The sequence below is a fragment of the Cereibacter sp. Soil_C_27 genome (assembly GCF_057657095.1).
This window is the reverse complement of the sequence record NZ_JBDGJD010000002.1, coordinates 411,343-432,514: the sequence shown is the minus strand read 5'-3', so window position 1 is coordinate 432,514 and position 21,172 is coordinate 411,343. Positions and strand designations below refer to the sequence as shown.

Below are 21,172 nucleotides of genomic sequence, written 5' to 3'. Positions count from 1 at the left end.
CTCAGCCTCCGATCACGGCTTCAGCCGCCTTCACTGCCGCTTCCGCTTGCGAGGCATCCGCCGCCCCGGCCTGCGCCATGTCCGGACGGCCACCGCCGCCCTTGCCGCCAAGCGCCTCGGCCGCCGCCTTCACCAGCGTCACCGCCGAGATCCGGTCGGTCAGATCCGCCGTGACACCCGCCGCCAGCGCTGCCTTGCCGCCGGTGTCGGAGATCAGCAGCACCGCGCCCGAGCCGACCCGCGCCTTCATCTCGTCGATCAGCCCCGGCATGTCCTTGCCGGCAACGCCCTGCACGATCTGCGCGAGGAACTTCACCCCGCCGATCTCCTTGGCCTCCGCCGCGGCGCCGCCACCCATCGCGGCCTCGCGCCGCAGCTGCGCCACCTCGTTGGAGAGCTGCCGCCGCTCCTCGACCAGCGCCTTCACCCGGTCGACGACCTCCGCCGGCGCCGCCTTCAGCGCCGCGGCCACGTCGGCCAGACGCTTCATCTGCTCGTTGAGATAGGCCAGCGCCCCCTCGCCGGTCAGCGCCTCGACCCGGCGCACACCGGCGGAAGAGGCGGAATCGCCGAGGATCACGCAGAGCCCGATATCGCCCAGCCGCGCCACATGGGTGCCGCCGCAGAGCTCGAGGCTGTAGGTCCGCCCGTCGGCGCCCTTGCCCGAGCCCTCCTGCGCGCCCATCGACACGACGCGCACCTCGTCGCCGTATTTCTCGCCGAACAGCGCCTGCGCCCCCAGCGCCCGCGCGTCGTCGGGCGTCATGATCCGCGTCTCGACCGCACCGTTCGAGCGGATGAAGCCGTTCACCTCGGCCTCGACCTGCGCCAGTTCCTTGGGCGAGAGCGCCTTGGAATGGCTGAAGTCGAAGCGCAGCCGGTCCGGCGCGTTCAGAGAGCCGCGCTGCGCCACATGGTCACCGAGCGCGCGCCGCAGCGCCTCGTGCAGGAGGTGCGTCGCCGAATGGTTCGCCCGGATCGCCGAGCGCCCCGCGTGATTCACCACCAGCGAGGCGCCCTGCCCCTGCCGGATCTCGCCCTCGGTCACTTCGGCGAAATGGATGAACAGCCCCTGACCCTTCTTGGTATCGGTGATCCGCGCAACGCCGCTGTCAGTCTTCAACAGGCCGGTGTCGCCCACCTGCCCGCCCGATTCCGCATAGAACGGCGTCTGGTTCAGCACGATCTGCACCGTGTCGCCGGCCTTGGCCACATCGACCGCGCCGCCCATGACCAGCGCCAGAACCTGACCTTCCGCCGTCTCGGTGTCATAGCCGAGGAACTCGGTCGCGCCATGCTGCTCGGCCAGGTCGAACCAGATCGCCGCATCCTTGGTCTCGCCCGACCCGGCCCAGCTCGCCCGCGCCTTGGCCTTCTGCTCGGCCATCGCCGCGTCGAAGCCCTCTGTATCGACCGCCAGCCCCTTCTCGCGCAGCGCGTCCTGTGTCAGGTCGAGCGGGAAGCCGTAGGTGTCGTAAAGCTTGAAGGCCGCGGCCCCCGACAGAGCCTGCCCCTCGCCAAGACCCGAAACCTCATCCTCCAGCAGCTTCAGACCGCGGTCCAGCGTCTGGCGGAAGCGGGTCTCCTCCAGCCGCAGCGTCTCCTCGATCAGCGCCTGCCCGCGCTGCAGCTCCGGATAGGCCCCACCCATCTGCCGCACCAGCGCCGGCACCAGACGGTGCATCACCGGGTCCTGCGCGCCCAGCTGATGCGCGTGGCGCATCGCGCGGCGCATGATCCGGCGCAGCACATAGCCACGCCCCTCGTTCGAGGGCATCACCCCGTCGGCGATCAGGAAACTGGTCGAACGCAGATGGTCGGCGATGACGCGGTGATGCGTCTTGCCGGGGCCGTCCGGATCCGAGCTCGTCGCATGGGCGGACGCCTCGATCAGCGCGCGCATGAGGTCGGTGTCGTAGTTGTCGTGCTTGCCCTGCAGCAGCGCGCCGATCCGCTCCAACCCCATGCCGGTGTCGATCGACTGCGACGGCAGCGGCGTCATCGACCCGTCGGGATGCTGCTCGTTTTGCATGAAGACGAGGTTCCAGATCTCAATGAAGCGATCGCCATCCTCGTCGGCCGAGCCGGGTGGTCCGCCCCAGATCTTGTCGCCGTGGTCGAAGAAGATCTCGGTGCAGGGGCCGCAGGGGCCGGTCGGGCCCATCATCCAGAAGTTGTCGTTGGTCGGGATGCGGATGATCCGGTCATCGGTCAGCCCGGCGACCTTCTTCCAGATCGCCGCCGCCTCGTCATCGGTGTGATAGACGGTGACCAGCAGCCGGTCCTTCGGGATGTCGAAATCCTTGGTCAGCAGCTCCCAGGCGAAGGGGATCGCCTCGTTCTTGAAATAGTCGCCGAAGCTGAAATTGCCCAGCATCTCGAAAAAGGTGTGGTGCCGCGCCGTGTAGCCCACGTTGTCGAGGTCGTTGTGCTTGCCGCCCGCGCGCACGCATTTCTGCGCGGTGGTGGCCCGCTTGTAGTCGCGGGTCTCGACCCCGGTGAAGCAGTTCTTGAACTGCACCATGCCCGAGTTGGCGAACATCAGCGTGGGATCGTTGCGCGGGACCAGCGGCGAGCTTTCGACCACCCGGTGGCCGTTGCGTTCGAAGAAGTCGAGGAAGGTGGAACGGATATCGTTCAGCGACGGCATGCAAGGCCCCCATGTCAGGCGGATGGCGTGTTCGGCGTTCCGTTTAGCGGCGCGGGCGGGGGCTGTCCACCGCGACAGCGCCGCGCCATGCAAAAGGGGCCGGCGCTTGCGCGTCCGGCCCCTTCGACGTCAGCTTTCCCGCTCACATATCGAGGATTTCATCGTCCTTGCCGCCTTCGCTGGCGCTGAAATCCAGCCCGTGCGAGGCGCGGATCTTCTCTTCGATGTCGGCGGCGACCGAGGGGTTCGACTTGAGGAAGGTCTTGGCATTCTCGCGCCCCTGACCGATCCGCTCGTCGCCATAGGAATACCAGGAGCCGGATTTCTCCACCACACCCGCCTTCACCCCCAGATCGACCAGTTCGCCGGTCTTGGAGATGCCCTCGCCATACATGATGTCGAATTCGACCTGCTTGAAGGGCGGTGCCACCTTGTTCTTTACCACCTTCACCCGCGTCGAGTTGCCGACGACATCCTCGCGCTCCTTGATCGAGCCGGTGCGCCGGATGTCGAGCCGGACCGAAGCGTAGAACTTCAGCGCGTTGCCGCCCGTGGTCGTCTCGGGGCTGCCGAACATCACGCCGATCTTCATGCGGATCTGGTTGATGAAGATCACCATGCAGTTCGAACGCCCGATCGAGGCGGTCAGCTTGCGCATCGCCTGGCTCATCAGACGGGCCTGCGCGCCCATCTGCATGTCGCCCATGTCGCCCTCGATCTCGGATTTCGGCGTCAGCGCCGCCACCGAGTCGACCACGATCAGGCTCACCGCGCCCGAGCGCACCAGCGTGTCGACGATCTCCAGCGCCTGCTCGCCCGTGTCGGGCTGGCTGATCAGCAGCTCGTCAAGGTTCACGCCCAGCTTCTTGGCATATTGCGGATCGAGCGCGTGCTCGGCATCGACAAAGGCGCAGACGCCGCCTTTTTTCTGTTCTTCGGCAACCACATGCAGGGTGAGCGTGGTCTTGCCCGAGCTTTCCGGCCCGTAGATTTCAATGATCCGGCCCTTCGGCAGGCCGCCGATGCCCAGAGCGATGTCGAGGCCCAGCGATCCGGTGGAGGTCGCTTCAATGTCCATCACCGGGTTGTTCGTGCCGAGCTTCATGATCGAGCCCTTGCCGAACTGCCGTTCGATCTGGGCCAGCGCGCTTTCGAGCGCCTTCGCCTTGTCCATTTCGCGCTTTCCGTTCAAATCGAGGAGGTTCGCCGTCGCCATGTCCTGTTCCTTATTCCACAGCCGCGGGTGCGCAGCAATCATTCCCGGTGTTCCCCAAGCGTTCCTGTCGTTATGCGATCAAAACGGGAACATATCAACCGGTTTCTCGTAAATTCAGCTTTTTCAGAAAATGGTTACGGGATAGTTTCCGCGCGGGCGCCGCCGGGGGGCGGCCTGCGAAAAAGGGACGGGTATGCTGGTTTTCTGGGAGCAACGGCTGGCATTTCTGGCCACGCCCAAGACGGGCTCCACCGCGATCGAGGCCGCGCTCGAATCGCTGGCCTCGGTCTCGCTGCAGCGACCCCCGGTGCTGAAGCATACCACCGTGCAGCGCTATCATCGTTTCCTCGGTCCCTATTTCGAGGCTGCCTCGGGGCATGACTTCACCGTCGTGGCACTGATGCGCGAGCCGCGCGACTGGCTCGGCAGCTGGTATCGCTACCGCCAGCGCGAAGACGAGGGGATCGCGCCGGAAAAGAGCACCCTGGGTATCAGCTTCGACGCCTTCATCCGCGGTTATGCCGCCGATCCGCAGCCGGCCTATGCGGCGGTGGGCTCGCAGGCGCGCTTCCTGCAGCCGCGCAACGGGCGGGGAGTGGACCGGCTGTTCCGCTACGAGGATATCGACAGTTTCGTCGATTTCCTCGAGGAGCGGCTCGACTGCCATATCGTGCTGCCCCGGCTCAACGTCTCGCCCGAGGCGGCCATGGAGCTGCCGGAGGAGACCGAGGCGCTGCTGCGGCAGGTGGCGGCACGGGATTATGACCTTTACGCCACGCTCTGCTGAGCCTTGGCTTCAGTGCAGCTGGCCCTGCACCGTGGTGGTCAGCTCGTTCAGCGAGAAGGGTTTCGGCAGGAAGACCGAATTCGGGATCCGGGCCTGCGATTCCGCCAGGCATTCCTCGGCATAGCCCGAGACGAAGACTACCTTTACATCCGGCCGATGCTCCAGCGCCCGCCGCACCCAGGTCGGGCCGTCCATCCCGGGCATCACCACATCGGTCACGAAGACATCGACATCGAGCGCAGGGTCCTCCAGCGTCTTCAGCGCCTCCTCGGCATTCTCGGCCTCCAGCACGGTATAGCCGCGCATCCGGAGCGCCCGCGAGGCAAAGGCCCGCACCGGCGCCTCATCCTCCACCAAGAGCACCACCCCCTCGCCCGGCCGCATCATGTGGCGCAGCGCCGGGCTCGGCAGCGGTTCCGCCAGTTCGGCGGGCTCGTTGTTGATCGGGAAATAGAGCTGGAACACCGACCCTTGCCCCAGCTCGCTGTCGACGAAGATGAACCCGCCCGATTGTTTCACGATGCCATAGGCGGTGGAGAGCCCGAGCCCGGTGCCCTCGCCGGTGCGCTTGGTCGTGTAGAACGGCTCGAAGATCTTCTGCAGGCGATCGGGCGCGATGCCGGTGCCGGTGTCCTGCACCCGGATCAGCGCATAGTCGCCCGGCGGCACCACCGCCCGGTCGCGGCGCAGGTCTTCGCCGAGGGTCACCGCTTCGGTCGAGATGCGGATCACCCCGCCTTCGGGCATGGCGTCGCGGGCATTGACCACGAGGTTCATCAGCACCTGCTCCAGCTGCCGCTTGTCGGCGCGGATCGGTCCCAGATCGGCGGCATGCGACAGCTTCAGGCTGACCCTCTCGCCCACCAGCCGGTTCAGCAGATGGGTGAGATCCGACAGCACCTCCTGCAGGTCGACCCGCTCGGGCTTCAGCGTCTGCTTGCGCGAGAAGGCCAAAAGCTGGCCCACGAGGCTGGCCGCGCGATTGGCGTTCTGGTGGATCTGGACCAGATCGGCAAACTCGGGGTCCTCGCGGCTGTGGCGCAGCAGCAGGAGGTCGCAATGACCCGAGATCGCTGTCAGGAGATTGTTGAAATCATGGGCGATCCCGCCCGCAAGCTGGCCGATGGCCTGCATCTTCTGGCTCTGGACGAACTGCGCCTCGAGCGTCTTGAGGGCAGTCGCGTCGTTCAGCACCGCCAGAACCAGCGCGCGGCCCTGCTCGACGATGCGGCGCAGGGTGATCTGCAGGAAGACATCCTCGTCGGCGCAGCGCAGCCGCAGCACTTCGGCGCTGCCTGGCGTGCGTTCGGCGCAGACATCGGCCAGCCAGTCCGAGACCGAGCGGCCCAGCCCCTCGAACAGCGCGGGAAACTCCGCCGCGCTGTCGGGGTGCAGCCGGGCGAGGTCGCGGGCAGCGCGATTGGCGGCGCGAAGCCTGCCGTCGCCGCCGAATTTCATCAGCGCCACCGGCAGATGCTCGAAATCCGCGAGGCCCGGGTCGCTGGTGGCGCGCTGCGGCACGGGCATCAGATAGATCTCCCGCCGCTCCCCCGCGCCATCCACCTCGGCCAGCAGGGCGCGCACCGGGCCCTCCAGCGCCGCGATCTCCACCTCCTCGCCCGAGCGCAGCACCGGCGTGGTGAAGACCCGGTCGAGCCGCTTCGGCCTCTGCCCCAGCAGGCGCCGCATCGCCTCGTTGCTGAACAGCACCACCCCCGCCTTGTTGGCGATCAGCATCGGCAGGCTCAGCGTCTCGGCGCCGCGACCGGCGCCGGAGCGGTCGAGAAACTCCTCCAGCCGCCAGAGAAAGGTCGCCCGCCCCACCCGATGCACCGAGAGCCGGGTGTGGCCGCGCCGCGTCACCACATCCTCGCGCGCGAAGCCCAGATGGGTGGCGCGGCTCTGCAGCCGGTAGAGCACCGAGGCGGGGCTGGCGAAATGATCGTGCAGGGCCGCGACAAGCGTCGAGCCGTTGCGCTCGCCGAAGCGGTCGAAGGCGGCCTTGTTCTGATAGCCGATCTGGCCCAATGGATCGGTGCTGAAGCAGGGCGCCGCATCCTGCCCGATCAGCCGCGACAACCGCCCGTCCAGCCGCCGCCCCTCCATCCAGCCGAAGAACACGAGCGCGCGTGAGACGACCACCATGCCGACGAAGGTGAGCCCGGTCATCGCGGCGACCAGCCGCAGGTCGGGGTCGGGGGCGAACAGCGCCACGGTGAAGCTGGCCATGGCCACCGCCAGCAGCAGCCAGAGGCGGGAAGAGAAGCCGCGCGCCGTCGCGATCAGATCCAGGGTCTGTGTCACGGTTCTGCTCACCTCCCGCGGGATTCGCCCTTCCTCTATTCGCGGCAGAAATCGTTAATCATGCCTTAACCGCCGGGGAAAAATCCGCGGGAGCTGCGGTCAAGCCCGGCCAATTCTTGCCAAAATGGCCAGAAAGAACCCGTCGCCCCCATCAAGCGGGGTGAACCGGCGCTCCAGACGCCGCTCCCAGCCCGGATGGCGGGCAAGGAAGGCGTCGATCTGGCGCGCATTCTCCTCGTCCAGAAGCGAGCAGGTGGCATAGGCCAGATGCCCGGTCTCGGCCACCAGCGGCGCCACCCGGTCGAGGATCTCGCCCTGGATCGCGCAGAGCGCCTGCAGCCGCTCCTCGGTCAGCGCCCATTTCGCCTCGGGGGCGCGGCGCCAGCTGCCCGAGCCGCTGCAGGGCACGTCGGCCAGCACAAGATCATAGGGCGCCTGCCGCTCCACCGCCGCCGGGCCCAGCACCGTGACCTGCGCACCTGCCCGCTTCGCCCGCACCGGCAGGTCGCGCATCCGCCCGGCATCGGCGTCATGCGCAAAGAGCTTCAGCCGGGCCCGCGCCGCCATCGCCAGCGTCTTGCCGCCGCCGCCCGCGCAATAGTCGAGCGCGCTCTGCCCCGTCGCCAGCGGCAGCGCCGCGACCACCGCCTGCGAGGCGGCATCCTGCAGCTCCACCAGCCCCTCGGCAAAGGCGGCCGAGGCATGCACCCGGCGCGCGCCCTCGGTCACCCGCAGCGCGGTGTCGGCCAGGGGATGCGGCTCGGTCGCGATCCCCTCGGCGGCAAGGCGCTGCTGCGCCCCGGCCAAGGTCGTGCGCGCGCTGTTGACCCGCAGGAAGACCGGGGCGCGGTGGCGCAGCGCCTGCATCACCGGGGCGAAATCGTCGCCCAGACTGTCCTGCAGCCGGGGCGCCAGCCAGTCGGGACAATCCAGCGCCTCGAGCGGCGCGGGCTCGGGCTGCCCGGTGGCCTCGGCCTCGGTCAGCGCCGCCGGGGCATGGCCCTCGCCGCTGAAGAGCGCCGCCACATCCGCCCCCGCGGCCCGCAGCCCGCCAAGGATCAGCCCGCGCCCGCCCGGCCCGCCAAGCGCCGCAAACGACCGCCGGCAGCGCAAGGCGTCGAACACCAGATCGCGCACCGCCGCCCGGTCGCCCGATCCGGCGAAGCGGCTGGAGCGGCCCCAGTTGGTCAGGGCCTGCTCTGCGGGGGTGCCGGCAAGCACCCGGTCGAGGATCTCGATCGCGGCGGAAAGGCGGGCGGAGGGGGTCATGCGCGGTGGTCCTGCTCTGGGTTGCGGCAGCACCGATGGCAGGCCCGACGCCGCCACCGGGGAAAAAGCGCCAATCCCGTGGTTCCGCGCCCATTTGCCACCATGCGGAGGCATGACACGTCGCGGGAAGCATGGCAAACAGGTCGCACCCTCAAGCACGAGACCCAGATGGCCCTCAACTTCCGGCAGACCGAAATCCTGGAAATGGCACGCAGCGAAGGCCGCGTGGTGGTGGAACAGCTCGCCGAGCGCTTCGCGGTGACGCTGCAGACCATCCGGCGCGACCTGACCGAGCTTTCCGAGGCCGGGCTGCTCGACCGGGTGCATGGTGGCGCGGTGATGCGCACGGGCGTGTCGAACATCGGCTACGAGGAACGGCGGCGGATGCACGACAGCGCCAAGGCCGCCATCGGTCGCTGCTGCGCCCGGGCCATCCCCGACAACAGCTCGATGATCCTCAACATCGGTACCACCACCGAAGCCGTGGCGCGCGAGCTGCTGAACCACCGCAACATCACCGTCGTCACCAACAACATGAACGTGGCCAACATCCTCGTCGCCAACGAGAGCTGCGAGATCATGGTGGCCGGCGGCGGGCTCAGGCGGTCGGACGGCGGTTTGGTCGGCGATCTGACCACCCAGTTCATCGAGCAGTTCAAGGTCGATTTCGCCATCATCGGCATCTCGGCGCTCGACCGCGACGGCGACCTTCTGGACTTCGATCTGGCCGAGGTGCGCGTCGCCAAGGCGATCATCCGCCAGTCGCGCCAGACCTTCCTCGTCTCCGACGCCTCCAAGCTCGACCGCTCCGCCCCGGTGAAGCTTGCCTCGCTCTCCGAGATCGACGCGATCTTCACCGATCAGCCGCTGCCCGAGGATCTGACCGAGCGCTGCGCCGACTGGAAGACCGCCGTCCACGTCGCCTGACGCGGCGACATTCCGCCGCGCCGGGCTTCCGAAGGCAGTGGGGAATACCTATCTGCGAGATTCCGCCTTCCGATCACGAATTCGGGAGCGGTGCGGGTTGACATGCGGGGGGCCAATCCCACATGCGGAGGTATCGCAGCTGTCTTCCGCCTTGGCGGACGGTCGCCGCGTATGCCGCCCTGGTCGGGGCGGTCCTACGATGGCCGGGCCCCTCTGGCGAGAGAACTGCGGCACTCTCGTGATGTCGGCATCGCAGCGTCACTGCCGCATTGGACCTGTTTTCATGACTCCACCCGTATCGCGCGCCCGCACCGGTGCCTGCCCGACGATGATGTCTCCCTCTGGCGCGGAGCACCGCGCATGACCGGGGCCGGCAAGAAGAACCCGCTCAGCTATTTCACCTGGGCCTTCATTGTCACCGCAGTCGGCCTCGCCCTCGGCGCGCTGCTCGGCTGGCAGAGCTCGGGCACCGTCTCGGGCATGCTCACCATCTTCTTCATCTGTGCCGTGCTCGCGGTGCTGGAAATCTCGCTCTCCTTCGACAACGCCATCGTCAACGCCAACAAGCTCAAGACGATGAGCCCGGTCTGGCAGCACCGCTTCCTGACCTGGGGCATCATCATCGCCGTCTTCGGCATGCGGATCGTCTTCCCGCTGCTGATCGTGGTGATCGCCGCCAACATCGGCCCGATCGACGCGCTGGTTCTCGCTGCCTCGCAGCCCGAGGAATATGCCCGCATCATGAACGATGCCCACCTGCCGATCGCGGCCTTCGGTGGCGCCTTCCTGATGATGGTGGGCCTGTCCTACTTCTTCGACCACGAGAAGGACGTCCACTGGGTCGCATGGATCGAGGAGCAGGCCGCGCGCTACTCGTCGATCCGCGGCATCGAGGTGGCGCTGGTTCTGTCCATCATCCTCGGCTTCTCGCAGCTTCTCGAAGGGCCCGAGCAGCAGACCTTCGTCAATGCCGCGATCTACGGCCTGCTGACCTTCCTGCTGGTCGAAGTGCTGGGCGGCTTTCTCGACGCGAGCCAGCAGACCACCGATGCGGCGGTCAAGGGCGGTCTGGGTGCCTTCCTCTATCTCGAAGTGCTGGATGCCTCCTTCTCCTTCGACGGGGTGATCGGGGCCTTCGCGCTCAGCCAGAACCTTTTCGTCATCGCCATCGGTCTGGGGATCGGCGCGATGTATGTCCGCTCCATGACCATCATGCTGGTCGAGCAGGGCACGCTGGCGCAATACCGCTATCTCGAGCATGGCGCCTTCTACGCCATCCTGATCCTCTCGGTGATCATGTTTGTCCAGACGCTCTACCACATCCCGGAGGTCATCACCGGCCTCGGTGGCGCGGCGCTGATCGGCGTGTCGCTCTGGTCCTCGATCCGCTGGAACCGCAACAATCCGGAACCCCTGGCCGAAGCGACGGCCTGATCCGGCAAAGGCCCGCGGCAACGCGGGCCTTTTTCATTTGGCCCTGTCAGAGCCGGGTGGGAAACTCGTCTTCCGGGATGCCGAGCCGCCGCAGGTCGGCAACGCTGGGGCGGTGATGGGAACGAACCGCCGCGCTGGCGGAAAAGGCGGCCCCCAGCACATCCAGAAGCCCGACGAGGCTGCGGACGGTCGAGGTGGTCAGGCCGGTCATGATGGTCTCGCTTTCTCTCTTGCTGCGATGACCCGAGCCTGAGCCCCAGACCTTGCCAAGACATTGACCCGCATCAAGTCCATGCCGCCGAGCCGCCGCAGCGCTTGGGCAAGGGATGTGCACAAAAGCCGCCAAGCCGCTGATCCGGCGGGAAAACGCCCGGATTTCAGGCGGTATCACGAAGCCCTCGCCCCCGATCCTGCGCCGAACGGTCGCAGGCCCCTGCCTCAGAGCACGACGATGCCGGAATGCTTGGCCTTGAACTCCGGCTCGACATGGATGTTCACCGAACAATCCGGCACCACCCGGCGCAGCGCCGCCTCGATCCGGTCGCAGATCTCATGCGCCGCGGCGACAGTGGTCTCGCCCGTGACGACCAGATGGAAGTCGATGAAGGTGATCCGCCCGGCGTGACGGGTGCGCAGGTCATGCGCCTCCACCGCCCCGCTGGCCTCGGTCGAGATCACCGCCTTCACCGAGGCCAGCGTCTCGTCGGACACGGATTCGTCGAGAAGGCCGCTCAGCGAGGTCGACATGACCTTCCAGCCCGACCACAGGATATTCACCGCCACCAGCGCCGCCAGCAAGGGGTCGAGGATCGCCCAGCCGGTCGAGATCGCCAGCAGCACCCCCGCCGTCACCCCGATCGACGAGACGACATCGGTCAGCAGATGCTTGCCATCCGCCACCAGCGCAGGCGAGCGCAACAGCCGCCCCCGGGTGATCAGCACCCAGCACCAGCCGGCGTTCAGCAGCGAAGCCGCGATGTTCACCGCGAGCCCGTCCAGCGGCGCGTCGAGCGGTGTCGGGTTCAGGAAGCCGAAGTAGGCCTCGCGCAGGATCAGGAGCGCCGCGATGATGATCAGCACCCCCTCCAGCACCGCGCTGAGGAACTCCGCCTTGTGATGGCCGTAGGGGTGGTTGGCATCGGCGGGAATCGCCGCGATCCGGATCGCCACCAGCGCCACGATGGCGGTGGCGACGTTAACGATGCTCTCCATCGCATCCGACAGCAGCGCGATGGAGCCGGTCATCTGCCAGGCAAGCGTCTTCAGCCCCAGCACGAGGATGCCAACAATCAGGCTGCCGACGGCAAGCTTCAGGACAGGGGTCATCGGCGCGCTCCGGCTCTCTGGGGTAGAGCGGCTGTCTAGCAGAAAGCGGCGGCGCGTTTCAAGATGAGAAATCCCTGAGAATGTCTCGCATTCTCAGGGACTTGGCGAGGTTTCAGGCCGGCGCCCACTCGGCCCCCGCATGGCCGCGCAGATAGCCGTTGGCGAGCTGCCCGCCCGGCGCTGCCGCACGGGCCGCGGCCTCCAGCGCCGGGCCCGCCCCACCCGCCGCGATCGCCGCCTCGAACTCCCGCGCCAGCGCCACCATGTCGCCGGTCTGCGGCGAGAGCCGCAGCGCCGAGACCTGCACCGCCGCCAGCGCGCCGATCTCGCCACCGGCAAAGGAGGTGGCCGCCGACAGCGTCTGCACCCCGTTCACCGCGAGGAAGCGTTCGCCGTCCAGCGTGTCGACCTCGCGCCCGTCGGGATCGGCGTTGCAGATGAACTGGCAGCTGTCCTTCGAGCGGTTGTGCAGCCGCGCATGATAGCAGCGCCCCGAGATTGCCAGCGGCTGCCGCCCGAAGCCCCAGACCTCGACCGCGACGCCGCGCTCGGCCCCCGCCGCGGCCAGCCGGGCGACCGAGGCCAGCGGCAGCTCGTTCGGCAGGCAGATCCGCTTCGCCCCGCGCTCGGCCAGCCAGTCGAGCGTGCCGATGTTGTAGACATTGATCAGCGGGCTCACCGAGAAGGGTGTGCCCTTCGGCAGATAGGCCAGTGTCGTCAGGTCCGAAATCTCGACCCCCACCCCGGCATCGACCAGCTCTTCGGTCAGCTGCCGTTCGCGTTTCAGCGTGACGAGGGCGAGCGAGGTCAGCCAGACTTCCTTGCCCGCCGCCTTCAGCCGCTCCACCGCCACCGGGATCTCGCCCTGCCAGAACGGCAGGCGCTTGGAGCAGACCAGTTCGCCCAGCACGACGCGGGCCACCGGGGCCTCGTCGGCGATGCGGGCGTAGAAGTCGCGGATGCGGGGGGCCTCCCAGAAGAACTGGATCGGGCCAAGGGTGAGATCCATGATGTTACCTCCAGGTCTTGGCATAGGCGCCGGTGGTCGAGGCCTGCCCTTCGGACAGGGCGGCCAGCGCCGAGGTCGGCATCGGCCGCCCCGCCTCCAGCGCATCGACGGCGGCGCGGAACGAGCGCACCACCTGCGCGACATAGGACCGCGAGCGCTGCCGCCCCTCGATCTTCAGCGCGGTCACCCCGGCCTTCTTCAGCTGCGGCAGAAGCTCGGTCGCGTTCAGCGACACGGCATCCTCGAAGATATGCCCGGTCTCGTCGCCCGAGGTGAAGCAGCCCTTGCAGAGCGTGGGATAAGGCGCGGGTTCGGAGGCGCCGACGCGGTGGATGGTGAAATTGCCAAGCCGCGCCGCCAGTTGCGCGCCTTCCTGCACATATTCCACCTCCGAAGCGGGCGAGCAGACGCCGTTCATGTTGGGCGATTGGCCGGTGGCATAGGAGGACAGCGAGCAGCGCCCCTCGGCCATGACGCAGAGCCCGCCGAAGACGAAGACCTCGGTCTCCACCTCGGTCTCGCGGTTGATCGCGGCGATCTCGGCCACGGTCAGCACACGCGGCAGCACCACCCGCCGCACGCCGAACTCGCGGGCGTAGAAGTTGATCACATCGGCATTGGCCGCCGCCGCCTGCACCGACAGATGACGCCGCAGGCCCGGATGATGCGCCGCCGCATGGGCCAGCAGCCCGATGTCGGCCAGGATCACCGCATCCACGCCGGCGCGCTTGGCATCGGCCACGGCGCGGTGCCAGATCGCCTCGTCCCCGGCGCGGGGGAAGGTGTTGATCGCCACCAGCACCTTGGCGCCATGCCGATGCGCGAAGGCCACGCCCTCGGCCAGTTCGGGACGCGAGAAGTTCAGGCCGGGGAAGTTGCGCGCATTGGTCTCGTCGGCGAAGCCGCAATAGACCGAATGGGCGCCCGCCTCGACGGCGGCGCGCAGGGCGGCGGGGGTGCCCGCAGGGCAGACCAGTTCCATCAGTTCACTCCAGAGGCGCGGTGCAGGGCCACGCCGGTTTGCCGCTCCAGCAGCGCCACCACCGGGCGCAGCGCCCGCGCCAAGGGCGGGGCGAGATGCTGCAGCTCTTCCATGATATCAAGCTCGGCATTGTCGATCGCATTGCGCAGGGCCAGCGCCGCCGCCGTATCCCCCGCGATCACCAGATCGCGCGAGAAGAACAGCGCGTCGCCATCCACCGCGCCATGCACCAGCGCAAACAGCGCCGAGAGCTTGCCCGAGATCCGGCAATCGGTTCCGGCATCATCCTTCTGCAGCCGGATGCGCGGCACGCCGCCCGGCAGGGTCAGGACCATCACCACCGGCAGGTCGGTCGGATCGAGCGCGAAGCTGGCCCCGGCATGGGAGCCGAGCCGCGAGACGATCTCGGGGTGGCGGGCGGCGATGCGGCGGGCGAGCAGGGTCAGCGCCACCGAGGCGGGCGGCTTCGGCAGAAGCCCGGCGAGCCGCGACAGCGGCGGGGCGAGAGTGGGCAAAGCGGTCATGGCGCACCTTCCGATCGGATGGGGCGGGTCTAACAGCCGTGTCGCGGGCAAGGATTGATGTATATCAAGCCATTGCATTGGCCGGGCTGCTAGGCCGCACGAAACAGACCGAAAGCCCCCGATGCGCAGCCTGCCCGTCTTCCCCGACCTTCGTTCCTTCACCGACTGGTGCGCCGCAAAAGGCCAGATATTGCGGATAGTTGATCCGGTCTCGCTGCAGCAGCAGACAACCGCTGTCGCTGACCGCGTGTTGCGCGCCGGCGGGCCGGTGCTGCGCTTCGACCATGTGACGGGGCCTGCGGGCCGCGTCGCGATGCCGCTGCTGGCCAATCTCTTCGGCACGCGCGAACGGGTGGCGGCGGGGCTGGGGCTGACGCTGGACCAGATCCCGGAGCTCGGCGCCTTTCTTGCCGCGCTGCGCACCCCTGCCCCGGTCGCCGGCATGCGCGACGCGCTGTCGCGCTGGCCGCATCTGCAGGCCGCGCTGAACACCCGGGCCAAGGTGGTGCGCTCCGCCGAGGTGCAGGAGGTGGTGCAGACCGCGCCCGACATGGGCAGGATCCCGGTGCCGACCTGCTGGCCGGGCGATGCCGGGCCGCTGATCACCTGGCCGGTGGTGCTGACCCGGCCCTATGGCTCGGCGCAGGAGGATACCGCCGCCTACAACGCCGGGGTCTACCGCGCGCAGGTCATCGGGCATGACCGGCTGATCCTGCGCTGGCTCGCCCATCGCGGCGGCGCCGGCCATCACCGGACGTGGGAGCGCGCGGGCCAGCCGATGCCCGTGGCCCTCGCCCTCGGCTGCGATCCGGCGCTGCTTCTGGGCGCCGCCCTGCCCCTGCCGGAGCAGGTGTCGGAGCTGACCTTCTCCGGCGTGCTGCGCGGCGCGCGCACCCCGCTCGTCGCGGCGAAGACGGTGCCGCTGATGGTGCCCGCCAATGCCGAGATCATCCTCGAGGGCTGGGTGCATCCCGGCGAGACAGCCCCTGAGGGCCCCTTCGGCGACCATACCGGCTATTACAACTCGGTGGACCGCTTCCCGGTGCTGCGGCTTTCGGCCATCACCCATCGCCGCGATCCGGTCTATCTCACCACCCACACCGGCCGCCCGCCCGACGAGCCCTCGGTGATCGGCGAGGTGTTCAACGAGCTGGCGCTGCCGGTCTTCCGCCAGCAGATCCCCGAGCTGCGCGATCTGTGGCTGCCGCCGGCCGCCTGCTCCTACCGCATCGCCATCCTGTCGATCGACAAGCGCTATCCCGGGCAGGCGCGGCGGGTGATGCTGGCGCTCTGGGGGATGCTGGCGCAGTTCTCCTACACCAAGATGGTGATCGTGGTGGATGCCGACATCAACCCGCGCGACTGGAACGATGTGGCCTGGGCCATGGCCACCCGGATGGACCCGTCGCGCGACGTGACGATCCTTGACCGGACGCCGATGGACTACCTCGATTTCGCCTCGCCCGAGCCGGGGCTGGCGGGCAAGATCGGCATCGACGCGACCAACAAGATCGGCCCCGAGACGGCCCGCGACTGGGGCGAGGTCATGGCCCAGGCGCCTGAGGCCGAGGCCTTTGCCGAGGCGCTTCTGGCCAAGCTGGGGCAACGGCGATGAGAGTGGTTTTGGGCATCTCCGGTGCCTCGGGCGCAGCGCTCGGGCTTGCGACGGCGCGGCTCCTCTCGCGGCTCGGGGCCGAGATCGACCTCGTCATCAGCAAGGCGGGCGAGCGGACGCTGGTCGAGGAGATCGGCCCCGAGGCCCCCGCTGCCCTGCGCGCCCTCGCGACCCGCAGCCATGCCATCGGCAATATTGGCGCCGCCATCGCCTCGGGCTCCTGCCCGGTGGCGGGAATGATCGTCGCCCCCTGCTCGATGCGCAGCCTCGCCGCCATCGCCATCGGGCTCGACGACAACCTCCTGACCCGCGCCGCCTCGGTGCAGCTGAAGGAACGCCGCCGCCTCGTGCTCCTCGCCCGGGAAAGCCCGCTAACGCTGGCGCATCTGCGCAACATGACCGCCGTGACCGAGATGGGCGCCGTCGTCGCCCCCCCGGTCCCCGCCTTCTACCTCGGCCCGACCGACCTCCAGGCCCTCACCGACCAGATCGCCGCCCGCGCGGTCGATCTTCTGCAGATCGCCCCGCCGCAGGCCCGCGCCTGGAGCTAGGCCATCAGCTCGCTGACGATATGCTCGGCGATCGGGATCGACGAGGTCGCCGCCGGCGAGGGCGCGTTGCAGACATGCAGCGAGTGGCGGCTTTTGACGAAGACAAAATCGTCGATCAGCTTGCCATCCGGCGCCACCGCCTGCGCTCTGACCCCGGCCTTGTAAGGCGCCAGATCCTCCAGCTTGATCCGGGCGCAGTATTTCTGCACCTTCTTCAGATAGAGCTGCCGCAGCAGCGACCCCGAAAGCTCGCCCATCGCCGGGCCGAGGTTGCGCGCCATCAGCCGCCAGAAGCCGGAATAGCTCAGGCTGTCGCCCAGATCCTCAAGGGACACATCGGTCTTGTGATAGCCCTCGCGCTTCATCGCCAGCACCGCATTCGGCCCCACGGTGAAGCCGCCGGTCATCTTGCGCGTGAGATGCACCCCGAGGAAGGGCCGCGCCGGATCGGGAACCGGGTAGATCAGGTGCTGCACCAGATCGGCGGGCTGGTTCTTGATGGCGAAATATTCGCCCCGGAACGGCACGATGCGGAAGGTCACCGCTGCGCCGAACATCCGTGCCAGCCGGTCGGCATGCAGCCCGCCGCAGAACACCGCCTTGCCCGCCGACAAAGGCCCGCGCGTCGTCTCGATGCGCAGCCCGGCCTCGGTCTCGGCCCCGCCGGTCACCTTGGTCCCCAGCCGGATCAACCCGCCGCGCTCCTGAAAGAGCTGCGCCATCCGCGCCGAGACCGCGCCGTAATCCACGATTCCCGTCGAGGGCGACAACAGCGCCGCCACCGCCGAGATGTTCGGCTCCAGCTTGCGTGCCTCCTCGCCCGAGAGCCGCTCGATCTCGATGCCATTGGCCCGCGCCCGCGTCTCGAGCGCGCCCATCCGCTCCGTCTCGGCGGCATCGGTCGCGACGATCAGCTTGCCGCAGAGCTGGTAGGGTATCCCCTGCTCGTCGCAGAAGGCCTTGGTGGCCGACACGCCCTGCGCGCAGAACTTCGCCTTGTGGCTGCCCGGCGCGTAATAGACCCCGGCGTGGATCACGCCCGAATTGCGCCCCGACTGATGCTGCGCCACCGCCGATTCCTTCTCCAGCAAGAGGATGCGCGCCTCGGGATGCAGCGCCTGCAGCCTGAGCCCCGTGGCCAGCCCGACAATACCGCCGCCCACGATCGTGAAATCCGTCGTCTCCATATGACTCTCCTGAAATACTGGCCCGAGTTTCACCGCATGCGGCGCGGCATACAAGGCCCCCGCGCGGGAACATCCGCGCCAAGCGCAGGTTTCGTGATCCTAACGGAGGAAAAAGCCATGAAAACACTCGCTCCCGTACTCGCCGCCCTGCTTCTGGCCAGCGCCGCCCAGGCTCAGGACGGTGCCGCCAGCGCCACGGCCACCGCCAGCTTCGTCAACGCCGAAGGCGCCGAGGCCGGCAGCGCCACGCTGACCGGCATCCGCAACGGCGTGCTGATCGACCTGGACCTCACCGGCCTGCCCGCCGGGCAATGGGTGGCCTTCCACGTCCACGAGACCGGCACCTGCGACCACACCACCGGGCATGAAAGCGCCGGCGGCCACTTCAACCCGACCGGGGTGGAGCACGGCTATCAGTCGGCGACCGGCCCGCATTCGGGAGACATGCCGAACCAGTATGTCGCCGCCGACGGGACGCTGAAATCGCAGGTGATGAACCCGCTCGTCACGCTTGTCGAGGGCGCGACCGACATCCGCGGTCGCGCGCTGATGATCCACGCCGGTCCCGACGACCACCAGAGCCAACCCAGCGGCGCCGCGGGCGACCGTCTGGCCTGTGCCGTGATCGAATGAGGATATGGTGCCGGATGAGGGGATCGAACCCCCGACCTTCGGTTTACAAAACCGCTGCACTACCGCTGTGCTAATCCGGCATCGCGGCAGCATGTAGCAACTGCCGCGCGCCGACGCAAGCGCGGCTAGGGCGCGCGGTTGGCCCTTGCCAGCAGGGCCACCGCCGCCAGCCCGACCAGCATCACCAGAAGGGCGGCGGGGGCGGCATCGCCCAGCCGTTCGAGGCTGGCCTGCTCATGCACCCGCGTTGCCAAGGTGTTGTAGTTGAAGGGCCGCAAGAGCAGCGTTGCGGGCAGCTCCTTCACGCAGTCGACGAAGACGACGAGCAGCGCCGTCGCCACCGAGCCCCGCATCAGCGGCAGATAGATCGCCCCCAGCGTGCCCCCCGGTCCCCGGCCGAGCGAGCGCGCGGCCATCGGCAGGCTGGGCGAGATCCGCCCGAAGGCCGCATCCACCGCGCCCTGCGCCACGCCGAAGAAGCGCACGATATAGGCCAGCACAAGCGCTGCCGCCGTCCCGGTCAGCAGAAGACCCGGGTCATGCCCGGTCAGCGCCTCCAGCCCGTCGGCCAGCCGGTGATCGAGCGCCGCCAGCGGCACGAGGAACCCCAGCGCCAGCACCGCTCCCGGCGCGGCATAGCCGACCGTGGTCAGGGGCAGCACAAGCCGCGGCAGCCCGCGCCCGGCCATCCGCACCCCGTAGACGAGGAAGATCGCGCCCCCCACCGTCAGCCCCGCCGCCGTGCCCCCCACCACCAGCGTGTTGACCAGGGCCTGCACCAGCCCCGACGACACCCAGGCATCCGGGTTGCGCAGCCCGTGCCCCAGCATCACGCCTACCGGCAGCAGGAAGCCCATGCCGAAGGGCAAGAGGCAAAGCCCCGTCGCGGCCCAGCCCCGCGCGCCGCGCAGCTCCGCCTGCACGATCGGCCGCGCCCCGCGCGACATCCGGTGATAACGGGCGTTGCGCCGGCTCAGCCGCTCCAGCGCCACCAGAAGGAAGATCAGCACGAGGATCACCGAGGCGATCTGCGCCGCCCCGCCCGCGTTGCCAGCTGTCAACCAGGTGGAAAAGATCCCCGCCGTCAGCGTCTGCACCCCAAAATGCTCCACCGTGCCGAAATCCGCGACCGTCTCCATCAGGGCCAGCGCCACCCCCGCCGCGATGGCGGGCCGGGCCAGCGGCAAACCGACACGGCGGAACAGCCCCCAGGGCCCGGTGCCGAGCGCGCGCGCCACCTCGTAGGAGGCGCCCGACTGCTCGCGGAAGGCGGCGCGGGCCAGCAGATAGACGTAAGGATAAAGCGCCGCCGACAGCACCAGCACCGCCACCTCGCGGGACCGCACCTCGGGGAACCAGTAGTCGCGCATCGACTGCCAGCCCATCAACCCGCGCAGGCCGGTCTGCACCGGCCCGGAATAATCGAAGAAATCCGCCAGCGCATAGGCTCCCACATAGGCGGGCACCGCCAGCGGGAAGAGCAGCGCGTAGTCGAGAAAGCGCGACAGCGGAAAGCGATACATCGCCACCAGCCAGGCAGCCCCGGTCCCGACCGAGGCCGTCAGCACCGCCACCCCGGCCATCAGATAGAGCGTATTCCCGAGATAGCGCGGCAGCACGGTGGAGAGCAGATGCGGCCAGATGTTCTCGACCGGGTGGAACGCGATCCAGATCACCGACAGGATCGGCGCCAGCACCAGCGCGGCGATCAGCACCGCCCCCAGCGACCAGCCGTCGAGGCGGGGCAGGATGGGCGTGCGGGACTGTTGACGGATTTGCTCGGGCATGGCGAATTCCGATTACAGGAAACCCGTTTAACTGTCCAGAAATGCGCCTATAGTCCCGGCGGTAATCAGTGGGCGCCGGGGTTTCGGGCATGCGGATCGTCTATCATCTCGGCGCGCATTGCACCGACGAGGAACGGCTGCTGAAATGTCTGTTGAAAAGCCGCGAGGTGCTTGCGGCCAAGGGTATCGTCGTCCCCGGCCCCGCGCGCTACCGCACGCTCCTGCGCGACACGGCCGTGACGCTGAAGGGGGCGACCGCCTCGCCCGAGACGCAGGCGATGGTGCTCGAGCAGATCACCGAGCAGGACCGGCCCGAGCGGCTGATCCTGTCCTGGGACAGTTTTCTCAGCTATCCGCAATGGGTTCTGCGCGGCACGCTCTATCCCGCTGCCGCCGAGCGCATCCGCGCCTTCACCCGGATCTTCCCCGAGAACGAGGCCGAGTTCCATCTGGCGATCCGCAACCCCGCGAGCTTCCTGCCCGCGCTGTTCCAGAAGCAGCGCGGCAAGAGCTATGCCGATTTCGTCGAGGGCAGCGATCTCGGCCTGCTGCGCTGGTCCGAGGTGATCGCCCGCATCCGCGCGCTCAACCCCGAGGTGCCGCTCACCGTCTGGTGCGACGAGGACACGCCGCTGATCTGGCCCGAGGTGGTGACGACCGTCGCCGGCTGCGACGATCCGGCGCTGCTGGCGCAGACCGGCGATCTTCTGGCCTCGATCCTCTCGACCGAGGGGATGGCGCGGCTGACCGCCTATCTCGCCGGGCATCCGCCTGCCACGGCGGCGCAGCGGCGGCGCATCGTCTCGGCCTTCCTCGACAAGTTCGCCCTGCCCGATCGGATCGAGATGGAGGTGGAGATGCCGGGCTGGACCGAGGAGCTGCTGGCGCTGATGACTGCGGGCTACGAGGCGGATGTGGCGCGCATCGCCCGGATCCCCGGCGTCACGCTGCTGGCGCCCTGACCGCCGCCC

18 protein-coding genes and 1 tRNA gene are annotated in these 21,172 nt (G+C 68.4%); 7 read left to right on the top strand and 12 right to left on the bottom strand.

The window, feature by feature from the left end; genetic code table 11:
• Position 1: 1 nt before the first annotated feature.
• Entirely contained in the window at positions 2-2,650 is a 2,649-nt protein-coding gene (gene alaS / locus AC3A5Z_RS09020) for an alanine--tRNA ligase (protein WP_487519033.1), read from the bottom strand.
• A 142-nt stretch (positions 2,651-2,792) separates the two neighbouring features.
• On the bottom strand, positions 2,793-3,866 hold the full coding sequence (recA, locus tag AC3A5Z_RS09015) for a recombinase RecA (RefSeq protein ID WP_487519032.1): 1,074 nt from the start codon (positions 3,864-3,866) through the stop codon (positions 2,793-2,795).
• Positions 3,867-4,059: 193 nt separating this feature from the next.
• Between recA and AC3A5Z_RS09010 the strand changes: the two genes are divergently transcribed.
• Positions 4,060-4,653 (top strand): hypothetical protein, encoded by a 594-nt coding sequence (locus AC3A5Z_RS09010; protein WP_487519031.1) that lies wholly within the window; start codon positions 4,060-4,062, stop codon positions 4,651-4,653.
• A 9-nt stretch (positions 4,654-4,662) separates the two neighbouring features.
• Here AC3A5Z_RS09010 and AC3A5Z_RS09005 read toward each other — a convergent pair whose 3' ends face one another.
• Entirely contained in the window at positions 4,663-6,882 is a 2,220-nt protein-coding gene (locus tag AC3A5Z_RS09005) for a hybrid sensor histidine kinase/response regulator (RefSeq protein WP_487519598.1), read from the bottom strand.
• A gap of 174 nt (positions 6,883-7,056) precedes the next feature.
• Complete coding sequence (locus AC3A5Z_RS09000; protein WP_487519030.1) at positions 7,057-8,226, bottom strand: RsmB/NOP family class I SAM-dependent RNA methyltransferase; 1,170 nt, start codon at positions 8,224-8,226, stop codon at positions 7,057-7,059.
• A 168-nt stretch (positions 8,227-8,394) separates the two neighbouring features.
• Between AC3A5Z_RS09000 and AC3A5Z_RS08995 the strand changes: the two genes are divergently transcribed.
• Positions 8,395-9,153, top strand: coding sequence for a DeoR/GlpR family DNA-binding transcription regulator (locus tag AC3A5Z_RS08995; protein WP_487519029.1), 759 nt, complete (start codon positions 8,395-8,397; stop codon positions 9,151-9,153).
• A gap of 360 nt (positions 9,154-9,513) precedes the next feature.
• Positions 9,514-10,587 (top strand): DUF475 domain-containing protein, encoded by a 1,074-nt coding sequence (locus AC3A5Z_RS08990; RefSeq protein WP_487519028.1) that lies wholly within the window; start codon positions 9,514-9,516, stop codon positions 10,585-10,587.
• 46 nt (positions 10,588-10,633) lie between these two features.
• On the opposite strand, the gene AC3A5Z_RS08985 is transcribed toward AC3A5Z_RS08990, so the two are convergent.
• The 5 genes from AC3A5Z_RS08985 to ubiT form a co-directional block, all read right to left on the bottom strand.
• Entirely contained in the window at positions 10,634-10,798 is a 165-nt protein-coding gene (locus tag AC3A5Z_RS08985; RefSeq protein WP_487519027.1) for a hypothetical protein, read from the bottom strand.
• A 227-nt stretch (positions 10,799-11,025) separates the two neighbouring features.
• On the bottom strand, positions 11,026-11,913 hold the full coding sequence (locus AC3A5Z_RS08980) for a cation diffusion facilitator family transporter (RefSeq protein WP_487519026.1): 888 nt from the start codon (positions 11,911-11,913) through the stop codon (positions 11,026-11,028).
• A 112-nt stretch (positions 11,914-12,025) separates the two neighbouring features.
• A complete protein-coding gene (gene ubiV / locus AC3A5Z_RS08975; protein WP_487519025.1) occupies positions 12,026-12,922 on the bottom strand; it encodes a ubiquinone anaerobic biosynthesis protein UbiV in 897 nt (298 codons plus the stop codon).
• Between the two features lie 4 nt (positions 12,923-12,926).
• Complete coding sequence (gene ubiU / locus AC3A5Z_RS08970) at positions 12,927-13,904, bottom strand: ubiquinone anaerobic biosynthesis protein UbiU (RefSeq protein WP_487519024.1); 978 nt, start codon at positions 13,902-13,904, stop codon at positions 12,927-12,929.
• Positions 13,904-14,428, bottom strand: coding sequence for a ubiquinone anaerobic biosynthesis accessory factor UbiT (ubiT, locus tag AC3A5Z_RS08965; protein ID WP_487519023.1), 525 nt, complete (start codon positions 14,426-14,428; stop codon positions 13,904-13,906). The genes ubiU and ubiT overlap by 1 nt, the downstream gene beginning before the upstream one ends.
• A 121-nt stretch (positions 14,429-14,549) precedes the next feature.
• Here ubiT and AC3A5Z_RS08960 point away from each other — a divergent pair, with 121 nt between their 5' ends.
• A complete protein-coding gene (locus AC3A5Z_RS08960) occupies positions 14,550-16,043 on the top strand; it encodes a UbiD family decarboxylase (RefSeq protein WP_487519022.1) in 1,494 nt (497 codons plus the stop codon).
• Positions 16,040-16,594 (top strand): UbiX family flavin prenyltransferase, encoded by a 555-nt coding sequence (locus AC3A5Z_RS08955; protein ID WP_487519021.1) that lies wholly within the window; start codon positions 16,040-16,042, stop codon positions 16,592-16,594. The genes AC3A5Z_RS08960 and AC3A5Z_RS08955 overlap by 4 nt, the downstream gene beginning before the upstream one ends.
• Here AC3A5Z_RS08955 and lhgO read toward each other — a convergent pair.
• Positions 16,591-17,781 carry an L-2-hydroxyglutarate oxidase gene (lhgO, locus tag AC3A5Z_RS08950; RefSeq protein WP_487519020.1) on the bottom strand — a complete coding sequence of 397 codons (1,191 nt, stop codon included), beginning with the start codon at positions 17,779-17,781 and terminating at the stop codon, positions 16,591-16,593. The genes AC3A5Z_RS08955 and lhgO overlap by 4 nt on opposite strands.
• 117 nt (positions 17,782-17,898) lie before the next feature.
• On the opposite strand from lhgO, the gene AC3A5Z_RS08945 reads away from it, so the two are divergent.
• A complete protein-coding gene (locus AC3A5Z_RS08945) occupies positions 17,899-18,414 on the top strand; it encodes a superoxide dismutase family protein (protein ID WP_487519019.1) in 516 nt (171 codons plus the stop codon).
• A 5-nt stretch (positions 18,415-18,419) separates the two neighbouring features.
• Here the strand turns inward: AC3A5Z_RS08945 and AC3A5Z_RS08940 are convergent.
• Together AC3A5Z_RS08940 and AC3A5Z_RS08935 are read right to left on the bottom strand one after the other, a co-directional pair.
• Positions 18,420-18,494 (bottom strand) — tRNA-Thr (locus AC3A5Z_RS08940).
• A gap of 45 nt (positions 18,495-18,539) precedes the next feature.
• Positions 18,540-20,201: an ABC transporter permease gene (locus AC3A5Z_RS08935; RefSeq protein WP_487519018.1), complete on the bottom strand. Its 1,662-nt coding sequence runs from the start codon at positions 20,199-20,201 to the stop codon at positions 18,540-18,542.
• 89 nt (positions 20,202-20,290) lie between these two features.
• Here AC3A5Z_RS08935 and AC3A5Z_RS08930 point away from each other — a divergent pair, with 89 nt between their 5' ends.
• Complete coding sequence (locus AC3A5Z_RS08930) at positions 20,291-21,163, top strand: hypothetical protein (protein ID WP_487519017.1); 873 nt, start codon at positions 20,291-20,293, stop codon at positions 21,161-21,163.
• Positions 21,164-21,172 lie beyond the last annotated feature (9 nt).